Raw genomic sequence first — 15,910 nt, 5'->3', positions numbered from 1 at the left:
GAGGTAGCGGTTGTTTGCCGAAATGGCGCAAATGACACCAATTTGCAGCCCCAAACCTACCGGGGCAGGTACAATGAGCGCTTTCCCTGCCCTGCGAACTCATTGTCCATGTCCGAGCCTATCCGCCTGTCCAAACGCCTCATCGAACAGCTTGGCTGCTCGCGCCGAGAGGCCGAGCTGTACATCGAAGGAGGCTGGGTCACGGTCGATGGCGAAGTGGTCGAGCAGCCGCAATTCAAGATCGTCGACCAGCGCGTGGAACTGCTGCCTGGCGCCCGCGCCGAAACCCTCGAGCCGGTAACCTTGCTGCTCAATCAGCAAGCTGGCCAGAACGTGACAATCGCCCAGGCCGGCATGTCCATGGCCACCCTCAGCGAAGCCCACCGCGAAGGCCTGCGCCCGCTGCACGGCCACTTCACCCGCCAGGACTGCATCGCCCCACTGCTGCCGGGCGCCAGCGGCCTGCAGGTGTTCACCCAGGACTGGCGCGTCAGCCGCAAGGTCGACGCCGACCTGCGCCGCCTTGAGCAGGAATACATCGTCCAGGTCAGCGGCGAGGCCAAACCTGGTGCGCTGGAACGCCTGGCCCGCGGCGTGGAGCGCAAGGGCGTGGAGCTACCCAAGGCCAAGGCCAGCTGGCAGAACGAACAGCATCTGCGCATGGTGTTGAAGAACCCACAACGCGGGCAGATCGAGGCGCTGTGCGAAACCGCTGGCCTCAAAGTACTGGGCATGCGCCGCATCCGCCTGGGCGGCGTGTCGATGGGCAAGCTGCCAGCGGGGCAATGGCGCTATGTCGCCGCCACCGAACGCTTCTAGCATTACTGCCGCGCGCACAGGTGCGGCACTTGAACAGGATTTGCTGCAATGAACCATAACGATGTCATGCGTAGCCTGCGCTACATGATCAAAGCCAACGACCAGAAAATGGCCGAGATCATCGGCCTGGCCGGCCTGCAGGTAACCGCAGAGGCGATTGCCGGCTATGTGAAGAAAGAAGAAGAGCCCGGCTTCGTACAGTGCCCGGACAAGGTCATGGCCTATTTTCTCGACGGCCTGGTGATCCACCGCCGCGGTCGCGACGAAAGCCGCCCGCCACAACCTGTCGAATTGCCGGTGACCAACAACACCATTCTCAAGAAGCTGCGAGTGGCCTTCGAGCTGAAGGAGGACGACCTGCACGCGGTGCTCAAGGCGGTCAACTTCCCGGTGTCCAAGCCCGAACTGAGCGCGCTGTTCCGCAAGGTCGGCCATGACAACTACCGCCCTTGCGGCGACCAGTTGCTGCGCAACTTCCTCAAGGGCCTCACCCAGCGCGTGCGTGGCTGATGCAACACACCGTCTCGCCGGTCGGCATCGTCCGCTCCTGCTTCAAGGAGAAGTTCGCCATCCCGCGCCAGCCGCAACTGGCGCCAGCAGCGCGGGGCGTGCTCGAACTGCTACCGCCGTTCGACCAGGGCGACGCGGTAGAGGGATTGGAGCAGGTCAGCCACGTTTGGCTGTTGTTCCTGTTCCACGAAGCGCTGGAGGACAAGCCACGGCTGAAAGTGCGCCCGCCGCGCCTGGGCGGCAACAAGAGCATGGGGGTGTTCGCCACCCGCGCCACCCATCGCCCCAACGGCATCGGTCAGTCAGTGGTGCGCCTGGAAGGCGTCGAGCCTGGGCGCCTGCTGCTTTCAGGCATCGACCTGCTCGACGGCACGCCGGTGCTGGATATCAAACCCTACGTGCCCTATGCCGATAGCATCCTGGAGGCGACCAACCAGATGGCTGGCGCGGCACCAGCGCCCATCGCCGTGCAGTGGAGTGAAAGCGCCCTGCCCCAGGCTCGCGAGCATGCGCTGCGCCTGGATGAGCCACTGGTGGCGTTGATCGAACAATGTTTGGCACAGGACCCCCGGCCTGCCTATCAGGTACCGCCTGTCGAGCGGGTTTACGGGGTGAAGTTCTGGGATGTGCAGGTGCGCTGGCACTACCCTCAGCCTAATCAGATCCGGGTGCTGGAGGTCGTGCAGGATTGTTGAGCCTGCACCGGCTTTGCTGAATCCAGGCATAAAAAAACGCAGGCCAAGGCCTGCGTTTTTCGTTTACCGCGCTCGCCTTACTTCTCGACGAAGGCGCGCTCGATCAGGTAATCACCCGGCTCGCGCATGCGCGCAGAGATCTTCAGGCCGAAGCTGTCCAGCACTTCGCTGGTCTCGTCGAGCATGCTCGGGCTGCCGCAGATCATCGCGCGGTCGTCCTGCGGGTTGATCGGTGGCAGGCCGATATCGCTGAACAGCTTGCCGCTGCGCATCAGGTCGGTCAGACGGCCCTGGTTCTCGAACGGCTCGCGGGTCACGGTCGGGTAGTAGATCAGCTTGTCACGTACGGACTCGCCGAAGAACTCGTTCTGCGGCAGGTGCTCGGTGATGAACTCGCGGTAGGCGACTTCGTTCACGTAGCGCACGCCGTGGACCAGGATCACCTTCTCGAAACGCTCGTAGGTCTCGGGGTCCTGGATGACGCTCATGAATGGCGCCAGGCCAGTGCCGGTGCTCAGCAGGTACAGGTGCTTGCCCGGGTTCAGGTCGTCAAGTACCAGCGTGCCGGTAGGCTTCTTGCTGATGATGATCTCGTCGCCTTCCTTCAGATGTTGCAGCTGCGAGGTCAGCGGACCATCCGGCACCTTGATGCTGAAGAATTCCAGGTGCTCTTCCCAGTTCGGCGACGCGATGGAGTAGGCGCGCATGAGCGGGCGGCCGTTGTCCTGCTGCAGGCCGATCATCACGAACTGACCGTTCTCGAAGCGCAGGCCCGGATCGCGGGTGCACTTGAAGCTGAACAGGGTGTCGTTCCAGTGGTGAACACTGAGGACACGTTCGTGGTTCATGTTGCTCATCGATGGGGCTCCTGAAGAAAAACGCAGCGCGCACAAGGCGCACAGTTGCGCGATAGTTTAGGGGCAGCGACAATATCTGTTAACTGAATTATCAAGATATGTGTTATCGGTTATATAGATATGCGATTTACACTTCGTCAACTTCAGGTCTTCGTCGCCGTCGCCCAGCACCAGAGCGTGTCCCGGGCTGCGGGCGTGCTGGCCTTGTCGCAGTCAGCCGCCAGCACCTCGATCACCGAACTGGAGCGCCAATCCAGTTGCCAACTGTTCGACCGCGCCGGCAAGCGCCTGAGCCTCAACGCCCTGGGCCATCAGTTACTGCCCCAGGCAGTGGCGCTGCTCGACCAGGCCAAAGAGATCGAGGACCTGCTCAATGGCAAGTCCGGCTTCGGCTCGCTGGCGGTCGGAGCCACCCTGACCATCGGCAACTACCTGGCCACCCTGCTGATCGGCAGTTTCATGCAGGTACACCCGGAGAGCCAGGTCAAACTGCATGTGCAGAACACTGCGCATATCGTGCAACAGGTCGCCCACTATGAAATTGACCTGGGTCTAATCGAAGGTGATTGCAACCACCCTGACCTGGAAGTTCAGCCCTGGGTGGAAGATGAACTGGTGGTGTTCTGCGCCCCACAGCACCCACTGGCCAAAGTCGGCCACGCCAGCATCGAGCAGCTCTCCCATGAGGCCTGGATTTTGCGTGAACAGGGTTCTGGCACACGCCTGACCTTCGACCAGGCCATGCGCCATCACCGCGCCAACCTCAATATTCGCCTTGAACTGGAACACACCGAAGCGATCAAGCGCGCGGTGGAGTCAGGCCTGGGGATCGGCTGCATTTCGCGCCTGGCCCTGCGCGACGCCTTCCGCCGCGGCAGCCTGGTGCCGGTGGAGACCCCGGCCCTGGACCTGGCGCGGCAGTTCTATTTCATCTGGCACAAGCAGAAGTACCAGACCTCGGCCATGCGCGAGTTCCTCGAACTGTGCCGCAGCTTCACTGCAGGCGTGCAGCGTAGTGACGAAATCGTCCTGCCGCCGATCGCCTGAAGGTCAGCCCAGCAGGATCACGCCCCACACCACCGCCACCATGGACATCGCCACCAGTTGCGCGGCGCTGCCCATGTCCTTGGCGTTTTTCGACAGTGGATGGCGCTCCAGCGAAATACGATCGATGGCCGCCTCCACTGCCGAGTTGAGCAGTTCGACGATCAGCCCCAGCAGGCACACGGCAATCAGGATCGCCCGCTCGACACGGCTCACCGGCAGCCAGAAAGCCGTCGGGATCAGCAGCACATTGAGCAACACCAGTTGGCGGAAAGCGGCTTCGCCCTTGAAGGCGGTACGCAGGCCGTCCAGCGAGTAGCCGGCAGCATTGAAAATCCGTTTGAGGCCGGTCTGGCCCTTGAATGGCGACATGTGTCACTCACTTCATCGATGAAAGCCTGGCAGGCTAATCCGACACTGGTCAAAAAAGCGTGAAGGCGCAGGGACTTAGCTGGCGGAAACCGATTCAAGTTGTTGCAACAGCAACGCGGCCTGCGTGCGCGTGCGCACCCCGAGCTTGCGGAAGATTGCAGTCACATGGGCCTTGATGGTCGCTTCCGACACGCTCAGCTCATAGGCGATCTGTTTGTTCAGCAGGCCTTCGCAGACCATGGTCAGCACCCGGAACTGCTGAGGGGTGAGGCTTGCGAGCCCCTCGCTGGCGGCCTTTGCCTCTGCCGATACATCGACCTTCTCGAATGCCTGGGGTGGCCACCAGACATCGCCATCGAGCACGTTGCGTACCGCTTCCTGGATCTTGCTCAGCTCGCTGGACTTGGGAATGAAACCACTGGCACCGAATTCACGGGATTTCACCACGACCGCCGCTTCTTCCTGCGCCGACACCATCACCACCGGGATTTGCGGGTACTGCCCACGCAACAGGACCAGGCCAGAGAAGCCATAGGCACCGGGCATGTTCAAGTCCAGCAGGACCAGGTCCCAATCGGACTTTTCCGTCAGGCTGGCTTCCAGTTCGGCGATGCTCGCCACTTCAACCAGCCGCACGTCCGGCCCGAGGCCGAGGGTAACGGCCTGGCGCAGTGCGCTGCGAAACAACGGGTGGTCATCGGCAATCAGGATTTCGTATGTGGCCATCGATCTATGGATCCTGTTCTGTGCCAGGCGCGGGGATACGGGATACGCCTGGCAGGCAACTCAAGGCGCGAACGGCAGGGCCGCCGGCCGGGACGGCACGGCGAAGTCCGGGGTAACAGCAGCTTCGTCGTGCCCGAATCGGCGCCAAGGATGACGAGCACGCACCGAGTGGTCAAGCCAATTGCCCGGTCGAACCCACCTCCCTGGCTGCCAGCCCCGTCAGTATGAACCAATCCGCAGCGCCCGCCCCTTGGACTATAGGAAGGTATGCAAACGCCGGTGTACCTCATCCTGCTCATCGAGCGGCAGGCGCCGCTTGCCACTGAGGTAATGCAGGCTGAACACATCCAGATAGGCATCCAGGGCCTGCGAAGCCTGGCTGTCGCCGGCCAGGTCCAGGCACATGGCCGCCACTTCCGCCGTGCAGAAATGGTCGTCGCGCTTGGAGCGACGCAGGCGATAGCGCGACATCTGTTCGGCTTGCAGGCTCAGTACCGGGAATTTGTCGAGGTACGGGCTCTTGCGGAACATCTTGCGCGCTTCGGTCCAGGTGGCATCCAGCAGGATGAACAGCGGGCGCTTGCCTGGTGCGCAGGCGACCTCACTGACCACCCGCTCCTGGGCGACGAACTCACCGGGGAAAACGATATAGGGCTGCCACTGCGGATGTTCCAGCAGCGCCAGCAAACCCTCGTCCACCGACGTGCGCAGCCAGCCAAAGGCCGAGGTGTCCTCGATCAGATCGGCGATCAGCCAGCCAGTATTGGTGGGTTTGAGTGGCTCGGTGTCATGCATCAGCAGGCACATGCCGGACTCGGCCTGCACCCTGGGCTTCCAGGCACACAGGCAATGCGTGGCGATGACCCGGCACTGCGGGCAGCGTTCGGCACGCGAGCCGCGGGCGACGAAAGGTTTGATGCTGCGGGCCAGGCGCTCGGCGCGCAGCCGCGCTACCGCATGGCTCATGGCTGCAGGCCTTGGCGTTGAGAAGGGACGAACACAAAAAACGACTCTACGGATGACAAGGCGCCAGTCTACCAGAGGCGGCGTCATTTGCCGTGCAGCCCCGCCTGCGGCTCCTTTATAATCGCCGGTTGTGGCGGCCGGAAACACCGTGTTTCAGGGAACGCCGCCTGCCGGCGCAGGTCAAAGCGCCAGTCATCGAACCAGGAGAGATCCATGCTGCGTCTAATTGCCCCGACCCTGAGCCTGCTGCTCGCCCTGCCCCTGGCTGCCCAGGCCGCCTCCAAGCAGGAATACGAGCTGAAACAGACGCTGGAGAAGGTCGCCAAGGAAAGCAGCGTCGGCACCCCACGCGCCATCAATGAAGATATCCTCGACCAAGGCTATACCGTCGAAAAAGGCAAGGCGCTGGTCAACCACCTCAGCGTGCGCGAAAGCCATGCCGAACGCATGCGCGCCAACCCGCAGCAGGTACGCAGCCAGCTGGGCGACAGCGTTTGCCGCAATACCGGCTACCGCCAACTGATGTCCAAGGGCGCAGTGCTGGTCTATCGTTTCACCGTCTACAAGACCAACCAGCCCATCATGGATCAGGCCTTCGATGCCGCCAGCTGCGTGGCCGGCAACAAGAAGAAGTGACTCAGGCCATCTGATCGCTAGCGCGCCGTTGCTCTTCGTCGGCGCGCAATTCGGCCAGCAAGGCTTGTAGATAGCGTGATTGCCGCTCTGCACCTTGCAGTCGACGCAGGCATTCACCTTCAAGGCTCAGGTGATGGGCCTGCGCCTCGCGCGCCAGCAACTGAAACAGTTGCCCATCTACCTCGATCACCAGTCGATGCATACCGCCACCTCCCGCGTCGCGCTTTTACTCCCCTCCATTAAACCAAAGCCCCGTAAAGGCTGGGCCTGACCTGACCGACGGCCCGCTTGCAGGGCGGGCGGCGCAATGGCGCGCCAGCGTCTAGATTGATAACGAGACCCACAACAACGACAACAAGATGGAATTGCCACTGCATCATGGCCTTGAAGGCCTACTGCAATGCTCGGGGTGCACACTCGAGCCATAGCAGCCAGCGGCACACGCAGTGCCGCGGCCGGGACACACCATCGACCCGGTCAGAGGTTTTGCTGCAGAAGGAGACGTTGAATGCCTTACCAACCGAATGAGCTTCTGTTCAACCATTTCAGAGACCAGGGTATCGACCTGGGCAACATCGACAAGCAACTGCAGCTGGTAGCCCCGAACAGCCCCAACCTGCCGTTGTACCGCGACATGATGCTGACCATCCTGCGCATGGCTCATGACGACCGCAACCGCTGGAACGCCAAGATCACATTGCAGGCCCTGCGTGAGCTCGACCAGTCGTTCCGCACCCTCGAACGCTACAAGGGGCGGCGCAAGGTGACGGTCTTCGGCTCGGCGCGCACCCCGCTGGAACACCCGATGTACGCCCTGGCCAGGGAGCTGGGCGCGACGCTGGCACGCTCCGATTTAATGGTTATCACTGGTGCCGGGGGTGGCATCATGGCCGCTGCCCACGAAGGCGCCGGCGCCGACCACAGCCTGGGGTTCAACATCACCCTGCCCTTCGAGCAGCATGCCAACCCCACGGTCGATGGCACCGACAAACTGCTGCCGTTCCACTTCTTCTTCATCCGCAAGCTGTTCTTCGTCAAGGAAGCCGACGCGCTGGTGCTGTGCCCCGGGGGGTTCGGCACCCTCGACGAAGCCCTGGAAGTGTTGACCCTGATCCAGACCGGGAAAAGCCCGCTGGTGCCTGTGGTGCTGCTGGATTCACCCGGCGGCAGCTTCTGGCGCGACTGCCTCGATTTCATCAGCCGCCAGCTGGAAGAGAATCGCTACATCCTGCCCAGCGACCTCAAGCTGGTGCGCCTGGTGCACAGTGCCGACGAGGCCGTGGATGAGATCAACCAGTTCTACAGCAACTACCACTCCAGCCGCTGGTTGAAGAACCAGTTCGTCATCCGCATGCACCATCCGCTCAGCGAAGCGGCGTTGCATGACGTCGAGGAAGGTTTCGCCGACTTGCGTCTAAGTGGCCGTTACCACCAGCAACCGGACAGTGGCGCCGAACATGAGGAGGGGGATTTCAGCCACCTGACACGCCTGACATTCGCGTTCAATGGCCGCGACCAGGGGCGCCTGCGTGAGCTGGTGGACTTTATCAACTTGCCGGAAAACTGGGCCAAGCCCCAGCCGATGCACACCACCCAGCGGGCGCGAGAAGCCTTGAAGGTGAGCTGAACGCAAAATGCCCTGCATGGCTCCCCCTTCAGGAAGCCATGCAAGGCATCAGTAGTCGTCGAGATCCCGACCGCTGAGCAGCCGCCCGATCATCTCCATGGAAAAACCACGGTAAGCGAGAAAGCGCGTTTGCTGCCCACGGCTGCGTGAGTCATGTGGGCGCTGACCGGCGAACTTGCGCTGCCAGACATCTTGCAACTGCGCTGCCCAGTCCACCTCGCTTTCACGCAGGGCCTGGTCAATATCACTGCGGGCAAGCCCACGCTGCCCCAGCTCCTCGCGAATACGCGCGGGGCCGTAGCCAGCACTGGATCGGTAGCGGATAAAGCTTTCGAGATAGCGGGCCTCACTGAGCAGCCCTTCTTCGGCAAGCCGATCGAGCGCGGGCTCGATCAGCTCATCCGTTGCGCCGCGCTGACGCAATTTGCGCGTCAACTCCACGCGACCATGCTCGCGGCGTGCAAGCAGGTCCATGGCTGTCCGCCGCACGGCGACCGGGGTGTCGAGTACGGCGGACATGGGGCAGATCAATAACCGGCGTCGGCGTCAGCCATGTCGTCGGCATCAGCCTCAACGGCAGCGGCCTTACCAGCAGCGGCGACGGCGCCAGCAGTGAGCAGCTTCTCGCGGATCTGCTTCTCGATCTCGGCACCGACGGCCGGGTTCTCTTGCAGGTACTTGGCGGCGTTGGCCTTACCCTGGCCGATCTTGTTGCCCTGGTAGCTGTACCAGGCACCGGCCTTCTCCACGAAGCCGTGAGCAACGCCCAGGTCGATGACCTCGCCGTTACGGTAGATACCCTTGCCGTAGAGAATCTGGAATTCGGCTTGACGGAACGGCGGCGAGACCTTGTTCTTGACGATCTTGACGCGGGTTTCGCTACCCACCACCTCGTCGCCTTCCTTGACCGCGCCGGTACGGCGAATGTCCAGACGTACCGAAGCATAGAACTTCAGGGCGTTACCGCCGGTGGTGGTTTCCGGGCTACCGAACATCACGCCGATCTTCATACGGATCTGGTTGATGAAGATGACCAGGCAGTTGGCGTTCTTGATGTTACCGGTGATCTTGCGCAGCGCCTGGGACATCAGACGCGCCTGCAGGCCGACGTGCATGTCGCCCATCTCGCCTTCGATCTCGGCCTTGGGTACCAGTGCAGCCACGGAGTCGACGATGATCACGTCGACCGCGTTGGAGCGCACCAGCATGTCGGTGATTTCCAGGGCCTGTTCGCCGGTGTCCGGCTGCGAAACCAGCAGGTCGTCAACGTTGACGCCCAGCTTGCCAGCGTATTCCGGATCGAGGGCGTGCTCGGCGTCGACGAAGGCGCAGGTGGCGCCGTTCTTCTGGGCTTCAGCAATGACCGACAAGGTCAGCGTGGTTTTACCGGAGGACTCCGGACCGTAGATCTCGACGATACGGCCCTTGGGCAGGCCGCCGATGCCAAGGGCGATATCCAGGCCCAGGGAACCGGTGGAGATGGAAGGGATGCCTTGGCGCTCGTGGTCGCCCATGCGCATGACGGCGCCCTTGCCGAATTGGCGTTCGATCTGACCCAGGGCCGCAGCCAAGGCGCGCTTCTTGTTGTCGTCCATTGAAATCCTCACGTGTTCGACTTGGCCCTGACGGCCGGAATAACTGTATAAGTAGCCAGTATTATTCCACAGGGATTCGTTTCCGCAAACCCCCGCTTGGCGATTTACTCCGCGCCAAGCTGTAACAAGCCGTCTAACGCGGCGATTACCGTCTGTCGGCGCACCGCTTCGCGGTCACCGTCGAAGTGACGCCGTTCGCTGCTGACACGGGCCCCATCGGCCCAGGCCAGCCATACCGTGCCCACCGGTTTGGCCGGCGAGCCCCCATCAGGCCCGGCCACACCACTGACCGCCACGGCAAAGCGTGCGCCACTGGCCTGCTGGGCCCCGCGCGCCATCGCCTCGACCACCTCCTGGCTGACCGCGCCCACCTCAGCGAACAACGGTTGCGGAACGCCCAACTGACGGGTCTTCTGCGTATTGGAATAGGTGACGTAACCCGCCTCGAACCAGGCCGAGCTGCCGGGGATACGGGTGATGGCTTCGGCGATGCCACCCCCGGTGCAGGATTCGGCGGTGGTCACCTGGGCGTTGAGGCGTCGCAGGTGCTCGCCCAGGCGGGTGGAAAGCGCGGTGATCGGGTCCATGACGGGCTCCTGAGTGAATTGCGCCCTACCCTAACACCCGGCAAGGGCTCACCGCGACAGGGCACGAACATGGTCCTGGCAGGCGCGCAGGGCGATCAGTCCGCGGTCGCCGCTGTCGGTGATGGCGATAATTCGTCGAGCATGCGTTGGGTCAAGTCGGGCGCGTACGGGGCCATGATCCAGGCCGCTGGCGGCGGTGGCGGCAGGCACTGCGCCACAGCTGGCGCCGCGCTCGACCAGGACCGACAGGCGCAGATCGGCAGTAGCAAGGCGGGCACGCAGGCGAGCCTGAGTCTGTTGCGCATCGGTAAGCTCCTGGAAATGTCTCGTTTCACTGTCGTGCAGCCGTAGCTCCACTCCCTGGCGCTGCTCACGCTCGGCGAGCAGCAGGCCATGCAGCGCCTCGGCCTGATCCAGCCGTTGCTGCACCAGCTGCTGCTCCTGCTGGGCCAGCAACCGCCCATAGCGCCAGGCCTGCAGTTGCCAGGCCAGCGCCGCCCCCAACAGCAGGAGCAGCGCGCACAGCCCGAGCTGCCAGCGGCTCAACACAGCACCTCACGGGCTCGCTGCCACAGCAAAAGGCGATCGGAAAGGCCATTGAGGCCGCCATTGATGTGGCGGGTGATGCGATTGAACTCACCTTGGTCGGCCAGCGCGTTCAGGCCCCGCGAGTGCCAGAACCAGGCCGCTGATTCGCAGGCCCAGCGTGGTTGCTCGAGCATCTGCGGCTGCGCCAGCAGGCGTTCGTCACCGAACAAGGCACGGCTGCAGGCCTGGTAGTTGTTGCGCCCGGTCACCTGGATCAGGCCACGGCCACAATAGCGCTGGCCGTCGCCATCGGCCTCGGGCGTGTTGCCCAGGCGCAAGGCCAGGCTGCCGGTGTCATAGCGTGCCAGGTAACGGTCACCACCCAGTTCCTTGACGTAGCGCAGCTGACCGGACTCATGACCGACCTGGGCAAGAAACGCGGCGACACGCTTTGGATGGTCGATTTCCCAACGGGCCATGGCCTCATTGAGCACCGGCAGGAAGGCTGTGACCCGCTGGCCGGCTGCGGGATAGATTTCTTTCAATTGCGATTCGGTTAACACCATCGATGGCGGCTCCCTTGCGGTCTGATCGAATGGCGGCCAGTGCCGCCGGTGATTCGCTCAGGGGCGATGGCTCGAAGCGCATGGCTTTCACATGATTCAAGGTGCGGCAGCGGCCACATTTGATCTGGAGCTCGGAAGCAGGCGTGATGCGGGCCAGCAGCTTGCGGCACTGGCCACAGCGAAAATCGATGAACATAGGCGCAGGTCCTGGCGGGTTGGCCACTGATGTCGGCTTGGGCGGTCTTGCATTCAAAGGCACGCCTGCGCCGACTATAGAAAGCCTGCCGCCCCACGGGCATCGGGAAACCTTCACCCTGTGCCCTGGGCCTTGAGCGACGTCGCGCGACGCGGCGCCGCGCCCTTGGCCCTGGCCTTGCCCTGCCGGCCACCGCTGCACTGCACGGTAGTGCGCCAGCCACTGCTGGTGAACACCTGCTCCACCGACTCGATCAGGTACGGCCCATCAAGTCCTGCCAGAAACCCTCGGGCCTCGATTTCGCGTTCGGCGAACAGGTCGGTACGCCCGGGCATGTCCAGGCGCACACTGGCGGTATCGCGGTTGAAGCTGGCCAGGCGCGCCTTCGCAGCCTGTTCGGCTGCGGCCTGGTTGGGGTACAGATGGCGGTCGGTGTGCACCGCCTGCAAGCCATCCGGAGCATCGCCGTTGGCCAGCTCCACGGCCTGCACGCGACCGCTGGCACTGTCCAGGTGACGGGTGCGGACGGCCTTGTGGGTGCTCCTGTCAGCCAGGCGGAACTGCCACTGGCTGACCTCGTCGCGAGCAATAGTGACCACCCCCAACGCCTTGCCGCTGGCGCTTTGTCGCCCCTGACGCGGAAGCACCAGCAACTGGCCATTGGCGAGTTTTCCGGTGCAGTCGTGCAGGCGGGCCAGGCGCGTGATGAAGTTGAAATCCGACTCGCTGTACTGGTCGACACGCGGTATCTGCACCGTCACCGGGCATACCGCCTGCCAGCCGTTGCGGGCAGCGATCTCGGCGACGATGCGCTGCAGCGTCACATTTTCCCAGCTGCCGCTGCGAATGGTCTTGCCACTGCCGCGCAGGTCGCAGGCCTTGCCACGGATCACCAGGGTGTCGGGCGGGCCGGACAGCTCCACCTCATCGACGGTGTAACGGCCCAGGCGGTTCAGGGGCTGCCCGGCATAGCCGAGCAACACCTCGAGCACCGCCCCCCGGGCCGGCAACGCAACAGCGCCGTCACGGGCATCGATGCGCAGTTCGAACTCGTCCGATTCAAGCCCCGGTTTGTCGGTGGTACGCATCAGCAACAGGCGATCGTTGATCAGCGCGGTGATGTCCTTGCCATCGGCCTGGATGCTGAACACAGGTTTCATGATTCTGCCTCCCTGGGGGCTACGCTGCGCAATCGGCACCGTAGGCCCCTGTCAGTCCCACAGTTGAAGGGTATTGCTCGCCACCACAGGCTGTTCCGGCAGCACGATCCTTACCCCGGCGCGAAACGGCTGGGCCTCGTCAGCGAGCCCCTGGTTGGCATCCAGCACCGCCTCGACCATCCCCTCGAGCTGCCCGTAGTAGTGCTGGCAGAGGGTGTCGAGCAGGTCGCCTTCAGACGTTATGCAGATCCTGGCCATAGCTCACGAACTCCAGTGAAAAGCCTTGTTTGCGTGGAATGCCGCCGGCCTGCAGCAGGCTTTGCTCCTCTTCGATACTGGTCAGGCACCAAGTGCCAAGTACCTCGCCATAGCCACTGGTCAACGACAGCGGCAACAACTGGCGGCCAATACTGCGCAGGGTCTGCAGCTGGCCAAGGCCGCCCTTGAAGCCGGGGAAGATTGCCCCGCGGATACTGATGCTTTCTTCGCCCAGGCTGACCGCCTGCTGTGCGCTGTCGCGGCTCAGGCGTTCCTGCCCGGCCCAACGAAAGCGTGTTTGCCGGCGCAACTGGTCGAAGGCTGCAGTGTCGAGGTTGAAGTAGTAGGGTGTGGCCCCGGCTTTGAGGGGTTGCAGCACCAGCAGATGGGGGAATGGCTTGATCGCCTCCGCCGCCGGTGTCGCCTGGGGCGCGAAGCCCAAGGTCGACAGCACGCCGTTGACGGTCGAACGCACCTCCCCCACCATCCGCCGAATGGCCGCACCGGCCTTGGCCACATGGCCGGCGAACCCGTCGATGCGGTCACGCACCTGGCGGACCACGGCCACGGCCTGGTCATACTTGGCCACCACCTTGGCCACCCGTGCCTGGGCGGTTTCGATGGCGCGCATCGTGCGCTGCAACTTGGCGCCGATGACCGGGCCGACCACCGGCAACCCTTCCAGCTCGACGACCGCACCTTGAATATGGTCGATCGCCTCGTTCATTGGGTCGAGCATGGCGTCGGCACGCCGACGCCCTGCCTCTCCCGCCTTGACCAGGGCGTGCAGCGTGGCTTGCAGCTGCTCCAGGTAGGTCATGAGTCCTCCTCTTCAATATGCATGCGCAGGGTCGTACATCTGTGTGGAGGGGGCCCGTTTGAAAAGATCCTCCATCACGCGCTTGACCGCCGCCTCGAGTTGTTCGGTAAGCAAATTGGGGGCATCTACCCTTCCCTGCACAGTGATGGGCATGTTCGCAGTGAAGGTGAGTTGCTGAGTGGCGGGCTGCGTGGTCACACCCTGGCTCGCTGTCGGGATCGACGCTACGTCAGGCAGGACCATGGGGGTAGGAGGCAAATATCCTTGAACAGACTCCCTGGACTGCGCGGCAAGTCCCCAAGCGTACTTGTCGGCCGGGACGGCATGTGGCGTGTTCGGCGAGAGCTGTCCGGCCCTGCGGGTATCTTTCTGCGTATCACTGACTTCTCCCGCCACCTTGTTCGTAGCCTGGCGAGGATCCCCTTGAGCGGCCTCAGCTTTGTCTTTTCTGTCTGATGGCTTGAAGAACGTCTTACCGATCCATCCCCCGATCAGGCTACCGACCTTGTCGCCAACCAAATTACCGATAAACATCCCGTACGATGGCCCGACGACCTTACCCAGGATCCCACCTCCCAGCACTGTACCAATAGCTCCGCCAATAGCCCCGCCATACCCCTTGCCCTTCTCCTCGGGCGTCTTGGCTGTAGCAAAGGTGTAAGCCCCCTTCAGCCCGGCCTCCAGCCAGGGCAGCTTGCCAGCGTCATTGACAGCCCCCCTGACTGTGGCCCAGCGCCCAGCCGATTGCTTGGTGCTGGTAGGTGACGGCTCGGCCGGGGGATTGATGTCGGTGGGCGACGGCCCGGCATCCGCACCCAGCGGATAAGGCTCATCGTCAACCCTGCCCCATCCGAAACGACGCAGCCGATCACGGTGCTTGTGGGCCGCGGCCCCCAAACCTACCCCTGTGGCCACGCCCAAGGTGGCCGACAAGGACTCCCAGAGCGATGGCGACGCAGCATCCGCTTGCCCATTGCCAGCGCCAGTACTCGAAGAACCATGGAGTGCGCCTGCCGGTGTGGCCATCAACTCCTTACCCACCGCCCCGCCGACCTTGTCACCGGCGAAGCCGAACATCATCGAGACCACAGGGGCACCCGCCTTGGTGCGGCTGCCCAGCATGGCGCCTGACACGGCCCCCGTGAAACCCAAAACGGCTGCCCCTACACCTTCGCCCCTTTGCTCGGGTGTGGAGGCGGTGGTTGCAGTGACGGTAAGCTTCACCGCTGCATCCAGCGCAGCCATGCCAGTGGCTGACTTTCCGGCCTGTAGCATCTGAGCCAAGCGCCCGGCTTCAACGGAGCGGGACTCACCGGGCAATGAGAGCGGGGCTGGCGTCGCATCCGCACCAAGTGGAATACGATCGTTGTCTAAACCATCGCTGATGAGCGTCGGCGGCAGGTGGACGGCGCGCGGAAAGTCATACTCCTTGGCGATCGTCATTGGTACCTGGGCGATTCCCTTCGCTGTCAGGTAACCACCAGTCGCGATCATGATCGACGTGACGACATCGTGTGCCGTCTGGCCTGCCTGTTTCGACAGCCTGGGGCCGAGCGGGGCCTGCTCCAGCAGATCCTTTTGTTGCTCAAGCAACCCACGCTGCTTTTGCTGCACATTCAAGAATTTGAGCTGCTCTTTCCTCTCCTTCGTTGCCTCCGTTCGCCCCGTCTGTGCACCCTCACGGGTTGCTCCGCCGAGGCCGGAAGCGCGCTGTGTGATTCCCAGCGCCACCTTGGGTACCGCGCTACCAGGCAGGCCCTCATGAGGGCCTGCGGGCGTCGGGACGGTGGCATCGGCAGCGCCTTGCGCCACCGTTGATTTGTTCGCCATCCGCATCTCCCTTCAATCCACCAGCCACCAGACCATGTCGCTGAACGACATGGTCATGATTTCGCTGGCGGAAAAGTTCAGCTCCTTGGCCAGCCGCCGTGCGGCGGCCTTCTGCCAG

Annotated in this window: 20 protein-coding genes and 1 pseudogene; 6 read left to right on the top strand and 15 right to left on the bottom strand. The window is 63.1% G+C overall.

Annotation, left to right across the window (positions count from 1 at the left end; genetic code table 11):
• Window positions 1–108: 108 nt before the first annotated feature.
• Genes ABE459_RS06985 through tsaA form a run of 3 tightly spaced genes read left to right on the top strand, consistent with a single transcriptional unit; the run spans window position 109 to window position 2,024 of the window.
• Complete coding sequence (locus tag ABE459_RS06985; RefSeq protein WP_125859840.1) at window positions 109–819, top strand: rRNA pseudouridine synthase; 711 nt, start codon at window positions 109–111, stop codon at window positions 817–819.
• Between the two features lie 48 nt (window positions 820–867).
• Window positions 868–1,329, top strand: a complete 462-nt coding sequence (locus ABE459_RS06980; protein WP_125465161.1) for a DUF1456 family protein — start codon at window positions 868–870, stop codon at window positions 1,327–1,329.
• Entirely contained in the window at window positions 1,329–2,024 is a 696-nt protein-coding gene (gene tsaA / locus ABE459_RS06975) for a tRNA (N6-threonylcarbamoyladenosine(37)-N6)-methyltransferase TrmO (protein WP_323830205.1), read from the top strand. Before ABE459_RS06980 ends, tsaA begins: the two co-directional genes overlap by 1 nt.
• A gap of 77 nt (window positions 2,025–2,101) precedes the next feature.
• Here tsaA and fpr read toward each other — a convergent pair whose 3' ends face one another.
• On the bottom strand, window positions 2,102–2,881 hold the full coding sequence (gene fpr / locus ABE459_RS06970; protein WP_125465163.1) for a ferredoxin-NADP reductase: 780 nt from the start codon (window positions 2,879–2,881) through the stop codon (window positions 2,102–2,104).
• Between the two features lie 120 nt (window positions 2,882–3,001).
• Between fpr and finR the strand changes: the two genes are divergently transcribed.
• On the top strand, window positions 3,002–3,928 hold the full coding sequence (finR, locus tag ABE459_RS06965) for a LysR family transcriptional regulator FinR (RefSeq protein ID WP_110992362.1): 927 nt from the start codon (window positions 3,002–3,004) through the stop codon (window positions 3,926–3,928).
• 3 nt (window positions 3,929–3,931) lie between these two features.
• Here finR and ABE459_RS06960 read toward each other — a convergent pair whose 3' ends face one another.
• The 3 genes from ABE459_RS06960 to ABE459_RS06950 form a co-directional block, all read right to left on the bottom strand.
• Window positions 3,932–4,297 carry a diacylglycerol kinase gene (locus tag ABE459_RS06960; protein WP_011535182.1) on the bottom strand — a complete coding sequence of 122 codons (366 nt, stop codon included), beginning with the start codon at window positions 4,295–4,297 and terminating at the stop codon, window positions 3,932–3,934.
• A gap of 75 nt (window positions 4,298–4,372) precedes the next feature.
• Window positions 4,373–5,023, bottom strand: coding sequence for a response regulator transcription factor ErdR (gene erdR, locus ABE459_RS06955; RefSeq protein ID WP_125465164.1), 651 nt, complete (start codon window positions 5,021–5,023; stop codon window positions 4,373–4,375).
• Between the two features lie 255 nt (window positions 5,024–5,278).
• Entirely contained in the window at window positions 5,279–5,989 is a 711-nt protein-coding gene (locus ABE459_RS06950; protein ID WP_125465165.1) for a tRNA-uridine aminocarboxypropyltransferase, read from the bottom strand.
• A 213-nt stretch (window positions 5,990–6,202) separates the two neighbouring features.
• Here ABE459_RS06950 and ABE459_RS06945 point away from each other — a divergent pair, with 213 nt between their 5' ends.
• The gene (locus ABE459_RS06945; protein ID WP_110992365.1) at window positions 6,203–6,625 is read left to right on the top strand and encodes a quorum-sensing-regulated virulence factor family protein; all 423 of its coding nucleotides are present in this window, start codon (window positions 6,203–6,205) and stop codon (window positions 6,623–6,625) included.
• 1 nt (window position 6,626) lies between these two features.
• Here ABE459_RS06945 and ABE459_RS06940 read toward each other — a convergent pair whose 3' ends face one another.
• Window positions 6,627–6,827 (bottom strand): hypothetical protein, encoded by a 201-nt coding sequence (locus tag ABE459_RS06940; protein WP_125465166.1) that lies wholly within the window; start codon window positions 6,825–6,827, stop codon window positions 6,627–6,629.
• Window positions 6,828–7,133: 306 nt separating this feature from the next.
• On the opposite strand from ABE459_RS06940, the gene ABE459_RS06935 reads away from it, so the two are divergent.
• Window positions 7,134–8,252 carry an LOG family protein gene (locus tag ABE459_RS06935; RefSeq protein ID WP_125465167.1) on the top strand — a complete coding sequence of 373 codons (1,119 nt, stop codon included), beginning with the start codon at window positions 7,134–7,136 and terminating at the stop codon, window positions 8,250–8,252.
• Between the two features lie 48 nt (window positions 8,253–8,300).
• On the opposite strand, the gene recX is transcribed toward ABE459_RS06935, so the two are convergent.
• The 10 genes and pseudogenes from recX to ABE459_RS06885 all read right to left on the bottom strand — a co-directional run bounded on the left by recX (window position 8,301) and on the right by ABE459_RS06885 (window position 15,792).
• Entirely contained in the window at window positions 8,301–8,771 is a 471-nt protein-coding gene (gene recX, locus ABE459_RS06930) for a recombination regulator RecX (RefSeq protein WP_258704933.1), read from the bottom strand.
• An 8-nt stretch (window positions 8,772–8,779) separates the two neighbouring features.
• A complete protein-coding gene (gene recA, locus ABE459_RS06925) occupies window positions 8,780–9,847 on the bottom strand; it encodes a recombinase RecA (protein WP_125465169.1) in 1,068 nt (355 codons plus the stop codon).
• A gap of 104 nt (window positions 9,848–9,951) precedes the next feature.
• A complete protein-coding gene (locus ABE459_RS06920) occupies window positions 9,952–10,434 on the bottom strand; it encodes a nicotinamide-nucleotide amidohydrolase family protein (protein WP_125465170.1) in 483 nt (160 codons plus the stop codon).
• Window positions 10,435–10,482: 48 nt separating this feature from the next.
• Window positions 10,483–10,980 carry a lysis system i-spanin subunit Rz gene (locus ABE459_RS06915; protein ID WP_323830206.1) on the bottom strand — a complete coding sequence of 166 codons (498 nt, stop codon included), beginning with the start codon at window positions 10,978–10,980 and terminating at the stop codon, window positions 10,483–10,485.
• The gene (locus tag ABE459_RS06910; protein ID WP_323830207.1) at window positions 10,977–11,528 is read right to left on the bottom strand and encodes a glycoside hydrolase family 19 protein; all 552 of its coding nucleotides are present in this window, start codon (window positions 11,526–11,528) and stop codon (window positions 10,977–10,979) included. The genes ABE459_RS06915 and ABE459_RS06910 overlap by 4 nt, the downstream gene beginning before the upstream one ends.
• Before the next feature lie 52 nt (window positions 11,529–11,580).
• Window positions 11,581–11,724, bottom strand: a pseudogene (locus ABE459_RS06905) (Com family DNA-binding transcriptional regulator); the annotation flags it as partial.
• Window positions 11,725–11,837: 113 nt separating this feature from the next.
• Window positions 11,838–12,884 (bottom strand): contractile injection system protein, VgrG/Pvc8 family, encoded by a 1,047-nt coding sequence (locus tag ABE459_RS06900; protein ID WP_323830208.1) that lies wholly within the window; start codon window positions 12,882–12,884, stop codon window positions 11,838–11,840.
• A 51-nt stretch (window positions 12,885–12,935) separates the two neighbouring features.
• A complete protein-coding gene (locus ABE459_RS06895; protein ID WP_323830209.1) occupies window positions 12,936–13,142 on the bottom strand; it encodes a tail protein X in 207 nt (68 codons plus the stop codon).
• Complete coding sequence (locus tag ABE459_RS06890; RefSeq protein WP_323830210.1) at window positions 13,117–13,962, bottom strand: phage tail protein; 846 nt, start codon at window positions 13,960–13,962, stop codon at window positions 13,117–13,119. The genes ABE459_RS06895 and ABE459_RS06890 overlap by 26 nt, the downstream gene beginning before the upstream one ends.
• A 12-nt stretch (window positions 13,963–13,974) precedes the next feature.
• Complete coding sequence (locus tag ABE459_RS06885; protein WP_323830211.1) at window positions 13,975–15,792, bottom strand: hypothetical protein; 1,818 nt, start codon at window positions 15,790–15,792, stop codon at window positions 13,975–13,977.
• Between the last annotated feature and the right edge of the window lie 118 nt (window positions 15,793–15,910).

Source organism: Pseudomonas sp. TWI923, from assembly GCF_039673365.1.
Classification (GTDB): Bacteria; Pseudomonadota; Gammaproteobacteria; order Pseudomonadales; family Pseudomonadaceae; genus Aquipseudomonas; species Aquipseudomonas sichuanensis.
This window is presented reverse-complemented; position numbering and strand designations above follow the sequence as displayed.